The organism is Ningiella ruwaisensis (genome assembly GCF_004798935.1).
Classification (GTDB): domain Bacteria; phylum Pseudomonadota; class Gammaproteobacteria; order Enterobacterales; family Alteromonadaceae; genus Glaciecola; species Glaciecola ruwaisensis.
In genome coordinates, this window is sequence record NZ_RAHT01000002.1 from 233,814 (window position 1) to 246,478 (window position 12,665).

A 12,665-nucleotide genomic window follows, 5' to 3' on the forward strand; every position below is an offset into this window, starting at 1 on the left:
TTTTACCTATAGGCCAAACCAGATAAAAACTGTTAGTCTTTTAATCATTTACAGGCCCACCAAAAACTACGAGATAGCAATATGCCCAAACACCTTTATAGCCTGCCAGTTTTGTCGGGTTTTATAACCTGGCTAGTCGTTTCAGGCTTAAGCATAAACGTGATGTTGAATAACGATTTCTCACTACAAGCGATTGGGATTGCTGCCTGTCTATACCTCATCTATGTCAGCTTGTGGCTTCTTTTAGTAAGTGACGATAGTTCACAAAAGTTAAAACGTGCAAAAAGCGTTGCAACCGTGGTGATGTTCTGTGTTGTTATCGGGATTTATTTTGCGGTTCCACTCTCGTTCAATAGTATATTGATGGGGATTTTATGCGGTGCTCTGCCCTATCTATTCACTATTCGCACTGCGCTGATAATAGGTTCGCTGTGGTCGCTGCCTTTGTATTTTGTGTTCCGATTTTATTGGAACGACGAACATATGTTTGTGACGGCATTGCTGTTTTGGACCTTTAACATGTTTGCGATAACCATGATCCACACAACCCTCAAAGAGCAGCAAGCAAAGGAAAAAGCGGAAGAGAGTAATCGTCAATTAGTTAGTATGCAGGCGCTGCTGAACGAAGCGAGCAAACAAAGTGAACGTGTGCGTATTGCGCGCAATATTCATGACCTATTGGGACATCACCTAACAGCACTAAGCATCAATTTGCAGGTTGCCAGCCTGCAAAGCGAGGGAGAGGTCAAAGCCAACATCGAAAAGTGTCACGGCCTGGCAAAACTTTTGTTAAGTGATGTAAGAGAAGCGGTAAGCGATATTCGAAACAAAGGGGAAGTTGACCTCAAAACAGCAATTCACAGCATTGTCGAGCAGGTTCCAAATCTAGAGGTGGATGTGAATATAGCAAAGGAACTACACATTGAAGATATACACATAGCCGACACCATCATTAAATGCATTCAGGAATCCATCACGAATACTTTACGTCACGCCAGGGGCAAGCACCTGGACATCGACTTATCTGCATCTGGAGGCTCATTAGTCTTGGATATTACAAACGATGGCGAGGTGAACAAGATCTTAAAGATTGGAAACGGACTTACAGGCATGAAAGAACGCATTGAATTATTAAGTGGGAAGATAGCCTTCTATACGCAAAAAAATAGCTTTAAAACGCAAATTGAAATTCCCATGGTGACAAATGATTAAACTGCTTATTGTAGATGACCAAACGCTTGTCAGACAGGGCATTAACAGCCTGTTGGCCTTATCAAGCAAAGTAGAAGTTGTGGCGCAGGCTGAAAATGGTCAGCAAGCCCTCGATGCTTTGGAGCAATGTAAAAGTGTTGATGTAGTGTTGATGGACATTCGCATGCCAGTTAAAAACGGCATTGAAACCTTAAAAGCGATGCAGACACTGAATACAGCGCCACCTGTTATTATGCTTACCACTTTTGATGACCATGAATCGGTTATGCAAGCTATAAAAGCAGGCGCAAAGGGGTATTTATTAAAAGATGTCTCTTTAGATACGCTGGTAGAAAGCATCGAAACGGTTCATCAAGGCAAAACGCTGATACAGCCCGCCATTACAGAGCGCCTCATTTCAGGCTTGCAAGGCAAAAAGTCCGAATTTGAATCAGCTGATTTACCTGAAGCATTAAGCCAGCGAGAAACCGAAATTTTGCGTTTAATGGCAGCCGGTTGCTCGAACAAAGAAATGGCTGAAAGCCTGTTTCGCTCCGAAGGCACTATAAAAAATCAGGTATCCAGCATTCTTGCCAAACTAGGCGTCCGCGACCGCACCCGCGCGGTACTCAAGGCCATTGAGTTAGGTATGATTTAAGGCGTTAGGCTCCTATGCTGCAGGTAAAATCACGCGAACCTGCAATCCGCCTCCTTTTATATTGCTCAAAGAGATATGTCCATGGTGCGCGTCTACAATTTCTCGACACAAGGCCAAACCTAAGCCACTCCCATTCGATTTGGTCGAATAAAAAGGAATCAGTGCGTTTTGCAGTGAGGTCTCGCTCATTCCCTTACCTTTGTCTGTTACGCTGATTAAGGTCTGTTGTCGGCTGGCTCGCGTTTGTATATCGATGGAAATATGCTCTGGGCTTGAGCCGGATTCATGCGCATTTTTTAATAGATTTATCAAAAGCTGTTCTAGCTGTGTTTCATCAGCAAGAATTTGATACGACTGCTGCGTGTCGTAAGTAAAGCGCCATTGCTGAGAGAGTTTTGCCAGTAAAACTTGACTGTTAATAACTTGCAAATTTGGCTCGGGTATTTTGGCAAATTTACCGTAACCTTGCACAAATTCACTCAAATGTTTTATACGTTCATCTATTGTCGCAAAAACTCTTACCAGGCGATTATCGGATAATTGCACGCCTATCAGACGGCCGCTATGCAGCATTGACGAAATTGGTCCGAGGCTATTGTTTAACTCGTGACTGATCACCCGTATCACCTTTTTCCATACGCTTACCTCCTGACGGCTGATTTCGCGTGTGAGCTGCTTTAGGATGTATAGTTGATGAGACTCGTTATTCAGTAAAAATTCGCCTATCGCTATGTGCCAGGTTTGCATGGCCCCTTCGTCTGTCGGCTTGTCTTTGTAAGTATGTTTAGTCTCTGAATCTGCTTGATTGTTGTAGGTAAACAAGCCTTCTTTTTTCTGTAAGATGGCATCTCTTACCGCACCGGAGCTAACCTCCAGAATATTTTCGAGCAAATGCCCCTCGATGCGCTCATTGAAATTAAAAAAACGTTGGGCGGCCAGATTACCAAATACAATTTGTCCTCTGCTATTAACCAGAAAAAGGACTTCAGGAGAACTTTGTGTGATTTTATCCAATAATAATTCGCGCTGATACAACCAGCGTTTTTCTTGCCTTAGCGCATCAATCGTTTGGTTATACAGTCGACACAGATCGCCAATTTCATCCTGCTTATTGTAAGACAAGGTGGCCGAATACTGTTTATCTTTCAAATTCAATAATCCCAGCTCCAGCGCCGAAAGCCCTTCTTTAAGATCGCTAAACAAAAACCGGGCAATAAGGCCAAAAACAACGATGATAAGCGCGCAAATAAACAGCTTTTTCGTCAAAGTCCAATCAGGCAAAAAAAATACAGGAGCCGCGGCCACAACGGCCAAGAGCATAACAATAAAGACTATCCGATTTGAGATACTAAGCTTCATTAATAGTCTATTTCAAACTTGTTAAGCCGACGATATAGAGCCTGCCGACTAAGGTTGAAGTGCCTGGCAACTTTAGCGATGACCCCCTCAAAGTCTTTCATTGCTTTCATTAGCTCATCTTTGCTCGGCTCGTTAGACCGTATTTGACTGGAAGAGCGCGATTTATCGCCAGGCATCGCAAGATTAAAATCATCAAACTCGAGCAATCCATCAGGGTATAGCACAGAAACGCGCTTGCAGGCGTTTTCAAGCTCTCTGATGTTGCCAGGCCACTCATAACTTTCGAGTTTATTCATCGCGTCTTTGGACACAAGCCTGTCGGGTAAAAAGTGCGCGATTAGCGGTGCAATATCATCGGGGCGTTGAGCAAGCGGCGTAATTTTCAATTCAATAACATTTAATCGATAGTATAAATCTTCACGGAAACTTCCATCGTTTATCATTTCCTGAAGATCTGCATTGGTTGCAGAAATTAAGCGAACGTTTACCCTGATAGTATCCACTGAACCTAAGCGCTCAAATTCGCCGGTTTGTAAAACTCTAAGTAGTTTTGTTTGTCCTTCGTAAGATAAGTTACCGATTTCATCCAAAAACAGCGTGCCGCCGTCTGCTGCCTCAAATCGGCCTATCCTGCGTTTTGTCGCGCCTGTGTAAGCGCCCGACTCTGCTCCGAATAATTCTGCTTCGATGAGGTCGGAAGGTAATGCGCCGCAGTTGACTCTCACAAAAGGTTTATTGGCAAAAGCAGAATTAGATTGGATCAGTTCAGCCACTTTCTCTTTACCCGAACCATTGGGACCACTGATAAAAACAGACACATCAGACTTTGCTACTTGCAAGGCCATATCGACCAGCTTTTGCATACTGGCACTGTTGTAAACCAATCCAATTTTGTTTGCCGCAAGGCGACTCGTTTCATGCTCTTTCGATGCCCGCCTTAACCGCGCAGCTTCGCGCTTGGTTTTGCCAAGCTCAAGTAAGTTGCCCACGGTAGTGATTAATTTTTGGTCGTCCCAGGGTTTAGCAATGTAATCTGCTGCTCCGGCTTTTACCAGTTCGATAGCCTGAGCCAAATCTGTCCAGGCAGTGATTAATATAATGGGCATATCTGCCACCAGAGCTCTGAGCGCGTGAAACAGTGCAATCCCCTCCTCTCCAGAGGTTGTGTCACCCGTAAAATTCATATCCTGAATAACGAGCGACACATCATGCTTGTTAACTAACTCTAAAGCCGATTTAGGAGTATTGGCAGTGAGAACTTCATAATTGTGAAGCTCCAACAAAAGTGAGAGGGCCTCAAGCACCGCATTTGTGTCATCTACAACTAAGATTTTATCCATCTCTTTTTATACCATCTTTTCTTTTTATGATTGTTCTTTTTATGATCCCTTTTCCGGGTCATTGAGATTACACGCTGCGGGTTGCGATACTTGGCGAAATATTGGCCGCTCGATTGGCAGGAATAATAACTGACAACACACTAATGCAAAAGACAACAATTGCGGTGACGACAACATACATAATATCCAGTGCAGGTAATGAATATGCTTTAAGCAGCGCATCACCTAAATAGATGGCTCCCACAATACCAATTAGCAGGCCCGCGCTGCACACCATACTATTTTCAATCAAGAAATATCGCACTATGGCCGACTTTCTTGCTCCTAATGCTCTGCGAGTTCCGATTTGCTTGGTACGTTTACTGATATTGAACATGGTTAAGCCATAAATACCCAGTGCTGTAATCAAGACCAATACAACAATAAGCACTAGCAGCATTCTTAGCATTAACATATCTCCCGCGTTATAAAGCGCTTTATCGTCATCCATGCCTATTACATTGCTCACCACTCTGTCACCGTTATTTTCAAGCATGAGGGCCTCAACTTGCTTCATCACACTTGCGCGTTCACTGGGCTCAGTTCTTACTAACATTTTTTGAAACGTTGACTCCACTACCATCGGAAAAATAATAAAATTGTCAGCTTTACGATCTTTTAGCCAAGGCCCCATCATCTTTTCTACTACGCCGATAATCTGCACAGGATAAGGCCCCATAAATACTGTATTTCCCAAGCCATCTCCATCTGGAAACATTTCTTCTACAAAGCTTTTAGACGCAATGGCGACCGTTGCCACTTGATCGGGTGAGCGCTGAATCACCACATCTTCCTGGTTGAAGTTGCGTCCTGCGATAATCTTTACTCCCAATGTATCAACAGAATTCTCATCTCCTAATACATAAGCTGCTCTCACTCCTCGACCTGTATCCGGAGGTGGCGCGGTATGGATAGATGATGCTGAACCACTTCCGGATAGCGGAATTTCTGACAGATTAACCGCGTTTATTACGCCGGGAATACCGCGCAATACACTTTCGTCAATTTCAATTTGTTGAAGCTGATCAAAATCTTCGACAAAACTTGTAATTGAAAAGCTAAAAATACTTTCTTCTGGGTAGCCTGTTTCCTGTTTCAGATATTGAACGCGGTCGTAAATGATGAAGCTGGCATTGCTCACAATGGCGACTGTGATGGCAATTTGCACAAGCAACATCATTGCGCCGGCTTTGGAACGAAGTAAAGAATTGAAAATAGGTTTACATTCAAACATGTCGCACTCCTATTGCGTTTTAAGGTAAATGGCCGGGGCCGTTTTACAAACAAGCCATGCTGGATAAAGCCCTGCGATTATGCAGGCAATAATTGAAATGGATGGCGCTGCGAGAAGCATACTCAAATCCATGGTGGCAAGCGCTGAGTAATAGTTTTCTGTTGCTCTTACGCCCCATAAACCAAGCTGCGCGATCCCTATTCCAAGCAGGCCGCCAAAAAGTCCCAAAAGCGAAACCTCAACGATGTGTTGGGCAAATACCTGACGTTTTCTGGCACCTAAAGCTCGTCTTACACCAATTTCAGGAGCACGTTTTAAGAATTTTCCTAGTAACAGACCTAAAATATTGGCTAAACACACAATTAAAAACATAAAGCTTAAGCCAACCAAAACCCGATTGTCGTCTGATACCACATTCGAATAATCGAGCCACTCCATTACATTTCTAAGTGCATATTGAGGAGTCTCTCGCTCAAAGCGACCTAATGCCTCCTGCTCGCTTAAATAAGCTTGCAAAAACTGACCGTATTGCGCTTTTGCCTGCTCATTGGGTAGCTCAACCCACAATTGGACCCAGAATATTTCTGCATTGAGACGGTCTTGATAGTTATTTATTTCCTGATATTTCCAACCGTTGGTATTTCCCCACGATGGCACTTCAAGCACAGGGACAAGTGAAAAGGGAATAAAGATGTTTTCGGTGCGCGAAAAAGCGCCAGTGGTGATATCATAAAAACGGGTATGCAAATTCCATTCGTCTAGCACGCCAACAACTTGAAAGACTTTATCATCTAAATAAAATGTTTTGCCCAGAGAATTCTCAGAACCAAATAATTTTTCATTTAAAGACTGACTTATAACGGCCACTTGCGCAGCGTTTTGTTCCTGTTCAACACTCCATGCACCTCCATACTGAAATTCAAGATTAAACATTGAAAAAAAGTCTCGCCCGGCCATACGCGTTGCTTCCAAAAACGGCTTGATACTGCTATCGCCCAAGTGCACGGCAAAACCGGAGCGCATATGGATCACTTTATTTTCTGGAAAGTCCTGTTGATATAATGCCATGGCATCACGATAGGTAAGCTGCTGTGGCAAGTTATCGCTTGAACCCTGACTTTGCCCCTCATCCATCGTATTTAACTGAACGACATGCAGTCTGTCGCTTTTATCCGGGATGGGGTTCATCGCCATCATGTAATAAACCGATAAACTCGTCATAGTGATACCAATGCCAACAGCGATAGCAAGCACCATCAACATCGACACAAATGGAGTGCGTTTAAAGCTGCGCCACGCTAAATCGATATAATAGAAAAACATAAGTCCTCCTAAACTTGCGCGGCAGCATGAGAGCTTACATGCATGTCGGGCGCTCCCTGATACAAAGTGAAATCTGCCAACTGCCCATCCACCACTTGAATATTGCGAGGTGCGCGCCTTGCCAGCTCTGGGTCGTGTGTCACCATAATGATAGTGGCTCCATCACGATTGATTTGTTCGAGTAAATCCATTACTTGTCGTGCCATTAAGCTGTCCAGGTTTCCTGTAGGCTCGTCTGCCAGCAAAAATCTGGGTTTTCCTGCTAAGGCTCTTGCTATTGCCACACGCTGCTGTTGCCCGCCTGATAATTGCTGGGGTAGGTGCTTAGCTCGACTTGCAAGACCTACCTGCTCTAAACAATCCATGATACGCTGCTTGCGCTGCGCGCTTTTTATGCCGCGGTAACGCAAAGGCACTTCGACATTTTCATAAAGATTCAAATCGGGTATAAGGTTAAAGCCTTGAAAAATAAATCCTATTTTTTGATTTCGTAAGTCTGCTTTTGCGTTATCGCTTAGTTTTCCTACGTTGATGTCGTCGAGCAGATAATCACCACTGCTGTAGCTTTCAAGCATGCCGGCAATATTCAAAAATGTTGTTTTACCCGAGCCAGATGGCCCTGTAACTGCAATGAACTCCCCTTCGCTCACTTCTAAATCAAAGTCTCGCAAAGCATGTGTTTGCACCTTTTCTGTCTGGTAAACCTTGTTGATATTTTTCATGGATAACATGTCGATTCCTTCGTTTAACTAATTTGTTTAAATGGTCTGTTTAACTGTGTCTGTTCAACTGCGTCAACAAATCCGCTCGCGGTTGTTTTTAGTTGAGATAAATTCTGTCTTCGTTGATAAAGTTTTCGTAATTAGAAATAATAATTTGGTCGTCTGCCGCTAAGCCGCTAAGTATTTCAATTTCTCGCATACTTGAAGCACCGGTTTGAATACTGACTTTTTGCGCGATATCGCCTTCTACTTTGTAAGCCACAAAACCACCCGCCTGCATGAAGCTGCCTCGACGCACCTTTAAAACCTGTGATTTATTTTCCAGTAAAACGCGCGCCGATATTTGCTGATTTTGACGAAGCCCAGATACATCTTCTTCATTAAATCTGACTCGGGCAGTCACCTCTCGATTGCTTACTTCGGGCGAAATACCGACTAACTTGCCGATTTTGGTCTGTCCTTGTACGCTAACTTCAACCTCCATTCCAAGACCCAACTCGTTTGCATAACTTTCAGGCACTTGCAGTTGTGCTTCATAGGCAGATAAATCGACAAGAGTCATCAAAGGAGCGTTTTTGTTCACCAGAGCACGCTCCTGAATCAGTAGATTACCCACCACACCGTCAACGCTTGCGACAATACTGAGATTTTCGACTTTACGCTTCAGCTCTTGGACAATTAACACTTGGCGCTGAAATTTTTGTCGGGCATTTTCAAGTTCAAAGGCGAGTGTATCTTTTGCAAGAGAGACCTCTTGCTCGGCATGTTTATGGTTAAGCTTGGCTCTGGCTAGATCATCAATCGCTTTTTCAAGGTCAATTTGGCTAATGACATTATTTACTATAGAGGCTTTAGCTCGACGTTCTTCGCGTTTAGCCGCCTGCAAGTCAACCTCAGCTAAATCCATCAGCTTAGTCAGCTCTAGAGTCTGCCTTCTTGCGGTGAGTTCCTCTCTGGCTAATTCACCCTCAAGACGCAGCATTTCAGCATTTTCCTGCTCCAAAAGACTGTTTAGCTCTGGACTTTCAACCTCGGCCACTAGCTGTCCTTTTTCAACGGTATCTCCTGCTCTCACATGCAGCGTTACAAAACCCTGTTCGGGACTGTAAAGTTGAGGTGCGCTGGCAGCAACAATTTTACCCGTTGCCAGAACGTCTCGGGTCAGGTCTCCCACCTCCAATGTAGCAATTTGAAGGCGATTTTTATCAACAGACAAACTTGCTCCTTCAGAGCTGAAAAAAGCATTAGCTGAAACAAACGCAAGCAATAAAACAACTATGCTCAGAATGACGAGGGATTTCTTGGTGTGTTTAGGTTCAACAACTGTGTCTGTCGCACTGGTATCGCGTATCATCTTCTTATCTCTTAAGCTTTAGACTGTAATATCGATTCGAATCGCGAGAGAAGCGCGCCAAGGAGAAAAACAGTGATGGGAGAAGCTAAGAAAAATAGTGCAAGCATAGTGAACATCCTTTTTAGTTAAAGCCGACATAGTTAAGTCGCCAATTATGTAAAAAAGGTTATTGCCACAATCGTGCCAATTTATAATCAATTGATTTTTATATAATTTCTAAAAAACGTGGTATATCAAGCTTGTCCCCGGACACTTTAAGTGTCCGAAGCGGACAGTAGTAATTGAGCTTACTGCTGAGCGTTAAGCGGGCCTGATTTGTTTTGCCATTGTGGATTTGCAGCGTGTGTTCGTGTTGGATGCGCTCTTGTCGAACGTTTTCGGTTAACACCGTTTTTCTTAAGTAGATGCATTAATACGCAGCCGAGTATTTTTCCATGATGCTGCTTGAAGTGCTCAACCACTCGCTTACTGTCTTTAATCAGTGTTTGACCACTAAAAGCAGTTAAAATAATGCCGTCTGCGTAAGGGAGCAGATAGTCTACATCTGAAAAGGAAAGCGCGGCTGGGCCGTCTAACAGAATAAAGTCAAACTCGTTTCTGAAATGATCTAGCAGTGTGGCAAATTTTGCTGATTTGATGATATTCAAAGGTTCATCAGGCAGGGAGCCACAGCTTAAAATGCTGATATCACTTGGCCCCAATACTTTAAATATTGCCTCTTGTGAATCAATGGTATTTGTGAGTACATCTGTCAAGCCTGAATAGGGTGGCGTTTTTAATACATCGCTAATACACGGCGCGCGCAAATTTACTTCTATCAGCAGGGTTCTGCCTACCTGGCCCAGAGATGCAGCTAAATTTAAAGCGAGCGTAGATTTGCCCTCGCCTGGATTGGCAGAACTTATCAGCATGACTTTGGGCGGATTATCAATATCGTCACTTAGTAATTTTGAGCGTATGCTGTCTATGCTTTTAGCAAAGCTTGAGTGTGGCTTAATCAAATAATTAAGCTCCGGCAAAGCGGCGCTGTCTTTTGATCGTCGCAAGCCCAATTGACCCAAGTTTTGCAATCCGAGCTTACTTTTCACTTGTTTGTCAGATTTCAGGCGATAGAAAAATTGCGCCTTTAAGTAAGCTAAGAAAACGCCGAAAATTAATCCAAGACCAATAAACAAAAGGGCAATGATTGGTTTATTGATGCTACTTGCCTGAGGTACCTCGCCACTTTCAATCACTTTCACGCTTGGCGCTGAAGCTTCCTTGCTCAAATTGAGTGTTTCAGATTGCTTAAGAAAACTGTCGTACAAGCGTTGATTTGAAGCGACTTCATCCTGCAACTCTCTAATCGTTTGTTCAATAAAATCGGCTGATGGTGCGGCTGCGCTTGAATCTCTTATTGCAGACTCATCTGGTGTTTCAGCCCCTTCACTTAAATCGTCGGCCACAGCTTGTTCAGGCTGAATTTTCGCCTGTACTCTTGCTAAATAATCGCTGCTTGCGTCGATAAGCTGCCGGTCAATTTTTTCAAACGCATTGCGAAGTTCGATCATTTTTGGATGCTTTTCTTTGTATCTTGGAAAGTACAACTCAAGGGTATCTTCAAGGGCTTTGCGTTCTAAAAGCAAAGGAGAAACAACCGGATCATCGCTTATAGGAGCCAAAGCGTAGAATTCTTCTACAAAAAGATCGCCCGCTTGTAAAGCTTCAAAGCGCTGATTCAGCCTCTCGAAGTCGCCTTGAGAAATACCAGTATCACTGCCTTGATCACTTGCAGATTCTGCCGCGACTATTGATTGTGCTCTAGCGGTTGCTTCTGGCGTTTCTGGCGTTTCTGGCGTTTCTGGCGACTCTAGCGACAGCTGCGCCTGTTGCTCCTCTACGATGGCTAATCTGCGTTTGGCGTTTTCGAGTTGAAGACGTAACTCCTCAATTCGATTACGTCGCCAAGTCTCTGTATTTTCGATTTCTTGCAAGCTCGCGTTTAAGCCAAACTCTGAATAGACGCGCACCAAAGCGGTAATAAACTCGCTCGCAAACTGCGCATCCTTTGACTGGAACTGAAGCGAAATGACCTGACTGCCCTCTTCCCATTCAAGGCTAAGACTATTTCTAAGTTTATCAACAATATGATTTTGCAGTTCTGCAACAGTGAGCCCTGATGTTACATGTTCAAGTTTTGATTGAAGAATAGAAGCAACAAGTCGGTGCTTGCTTATCTGCTCAGGAATTAAAGGCGGGTAAGCGTCTAATAAATCTGTATTATTTTTAAACCGCTCTGTGAGCGACAAGGCTTTAATTACATCTAAAAGTACGCCTTTGGAGCGCAGAATTTCGAGCTGTGTATTGTAAAACGCACTATCAAGCGCTTCTGTTTCGCTTGGTGACGAGACCGTAGCAACGGTAATAGGCTCGACTACCACTAGCTTTGCGCTAGCTTTGTAGCTTGGCGTTGAATACAAAGCTAAACCAATACCCAAACCCCCTATCACTAAAACTGAAAGGGAAACCAACCATTTTGCGTCTTTAAGTGTCTGTGTAAAGCCGCCAACTTTGTTTGTTTGCTTGCGCGATGTATGAAATGGTCTGTGCGCGCGCATCGCGTTTAATTCTGTGTTCACTGTTAATTTCCATATAAAACGTTTACTCGATAGTGATTACATCACCGGGTAGCACATCATCGTTTAAGCCTGCTTGAACCGGCCCAGTGAGGCTGGTTTCAGTCAGTAACGAGATTGCATTGCGAGTTGCGTTTTCAGTGAATCCGCCAGCTGTGTTAATTGCAGCTTGCACGGTCATTCCTTCAACGTAAGGATAACTGCCAGGTTGTTGCACTGCCCCCACCACGAAAAAAGGGCGATACTGGTTTACAGTAAATTCGACTTCAGGCTGTTTTAAATAATCCGCTAAAAAGCGCTCTGTAATTAGCGTTTCGGCTTCTGCGGCCGTTTTACCTTTTAAATCAACTGATCCTAAGAGCGGCACTTCGATTGTGCCCCATTCAGATATAGGATATTTGTTTACCGTTAACTCTGGTTCATCGATAACCTTTACTGAGACGATGTCACCGTAAGACAGTGTAAGCTTTTTTTGTTCTTGTGCACCAGCTAGGTTAACGCTCATTGCGTTTAAGCAAAATAGCAAGATAAAGACCGCTGTCTTATAGCTTTCCACTGAATCTCCCTCTTTTGTAGCATGTGTAGGTTAGAAATTCGCCACAGACAGTGCCTGAAGCATTAAACGTAAACTACACAGAATCCAAACGGCGACTTACGCAAAATAGCGCACAATAACGCATACTTGGATACCACACTCCGTGTTAGTGAATATACTAACGACAATGTCGTAAATATGAAAGGCTTGATTTAAGCAGGTGTTCGCCTGGGTCACAAGACTATGATTATTATGGATTTTAAGCTGGCAGACAGGCAGGCAGGATGAATGATTT

General features: G+C 43.7%; 10 protein-coding genes. 2 read left to right on the forward strand and 8 right to left on the reverse strand.

Going from position 1 to position 12,665, the window contains the following annotated elements:
• Window positions 1–81 precede the first annotated feature (81 nt).
• On the forward strand, window positions 82–1,212 hold the full coding sequence (locus D6V41_RS04475) for a sensor histidine kinase (protein ID WP_136250281.1): 1,131 nt from the start codon (window positions 82–84) through the stop codon (window positions 1,210–1,212).
• The gene (locus tag D6V41_RS04480) at window positions 1,205–1,849 is read left to right on the forward strand and encodes a response regulator (RefSeq protein ID WP_136250282.1); all 645 of its coding nucleotides are present in this window, start codon (window positions 1,205–1,207) and stop codon (window positions 1,847–1,849) included. Before D6V41_RS04475 ends, D6V41_RS04480 begins: the two co-directional genes overlap by 8 nt.
• Before the next feature lie 12 nt (window positions 1,850–1,861).
• Here D6V41_RS04480 and D6V41_RS04485 read toward each other — a convergent pair whose 3' ends face one another.
• The 8 genes from D6V41_RS04485 to D6V41_RS04520 form a co-directional block, all read right to left on the reverse strand.
• Entirely contained in the window at window positions 1,862–3,208 is a 1,347-nt protein-coding gene (locus D6V41_RS04485; RefSeq protein ID WP_136250283.1) for a sensor histidine kinase, read from the reverse strand.
• Window positions 3,208–4,548, reverse strand: a complete 1,341-nt coding sequence (locus D6V41_RS04490) for a sigma-54-dependent transcriptional regulator (RefSeq protein ID WP_136250284.1) — start codon at window positions 4,546–4,548, stop codon at window positions 3,208–3,210. The genes D6V41_RS04485 and D6V41_RS04490 overlap by 1 nt, the downstream gene beginning before the upstream one ends.
• Window positions 4,549–4,615: 67 nt before the next feature.
• A complete protein-coding gene (locus D6V41_RS04495; protein ID WP_136250285.1) occupies window positions 4,616–5,821 on the reverse strand; it encodes an ABC transporter permease in 1,206 nt (401 codons plus the stop codon).
• Window positions 5,822–5,830: 9 nt separating this feature from the next.
• Window positions 5,831–7,144, reverse strand: a complete 1,314-nt coding sequence (locus D6V41_RS04500) for an ABC transporter permease (RefSeq protein ID WP_136250286.1) — start codon at window positions 7,142–7,144, stop codon at window positions 5,831–5,833.
• An 8-nt stretch (window positions 7,145–7,152) separates the two neighbouring features.
• Entirely contained in the window at window positions 7,153–7,875 is a 723-nt protein-coding gene (locus tag D6V41_RS04505; protein ID WP_136250287.1) for an ABC transporter ATP-binding protein, read from the reverse strand.
• 88 nt (window positions 7,876–7,963) lie between these two features.
• Window positions 7,964–9,220: an efflux RND transporter periplasmic adaptor subunit gene (locus D6V41_RS04510; protein ID WP_136250288.1), complete on the reverse strand. Its 1,257-nt coding sequence runs from the start codon at window positions 9,218–9,220 to the stop codon at window positions 7,964–7,966.
• A gap of 287 nt (window positions 9,221–9,507) precedes the next feature.
• Window positions 9,508–11,838, reverse strand: coding sequence for a GumC family protein (locus tag D6V41_RS04515; protein ID WP_136250289.1), 2,331 nt, complete (start codon window positions 11,836–11,838; stop codon window positions 9,508–9,510).
• Window positions 11,839–11,860: 22 nt separating this feature from the next.
• Window positions 11,861–12,391, reverse strand: a complete 531-nt coding sequence (locus tag D6V41_RS04520; RefSeq protein WP_136250290.1) for a polysaccharide biosynthesis/export family protein — start codon at window positions 12,389–12,391, stop codon at window positions 11,861–11,863.
• Window positions 12,392–12,665: the final 274 nt, after the last annotated feature.

Excerpts from the sequence above, each read along its gene's own strand:
- D6V41_RS04475 (WP_136250281.1), top strand. The coding sequence starts at position 82 with ATGCCCAAACACCTTTATAGCCTGCCAGTTTTGTCGGGTTTTATAACC.
- D6V41_RS04480 (WP_136250282.1), top strand. The coding sequence starts at position 1,205 with ATGATTAAACTGCTTATTGTAGATGACCAAACGCTTGTCAGACAGGGC.
- D6V41_RS04485 (WP_136250283.1), bottom strand. The coding sequence starts at position 3,208 with ATGAAGCTTAGTATCTCAAATCGGATAGTCTTTATTGTTATGCTCTTG.
- D6V41_RS04490 (WP_136250284.1), bottom strand. The coding sequence starts at position 4,548 with ATGGATAAAATCTTAGTTGTAGATGACACAAATGCGGTGCTTGAGGCC.
- D6V41_RS04495 (WP_136250285.1), bottom strand. The coding sequence starts at position 5,821 with ATGTTTGAATGTAAACCTATTTTCAATTCTTTACTTCGTTCCAAAGCC.
- D6V41_RS04500 (WP_136250286.1), bottom strand. The coding sequence starts at position 7,144 with ATGTTTTTCTATTATATCGATTTAGCGTGGCGCAGCTTTAAACGCACT.
- D6V41_RS04505 (WP_136250287.1), bottom strand. The coding sequence starts at position 7,875 with ATGTTATCCATGAAAAATATCAACAAGGTTTACCAGACAGAAAAGGTG.
- D6V41_RS04510 (WP_136250288.1), bottom strand. The coding sequence starts at position 9,220 with ATGATACGCGATACCAGTGCGACAGACACAGTTGTTGAACCTAAACAC.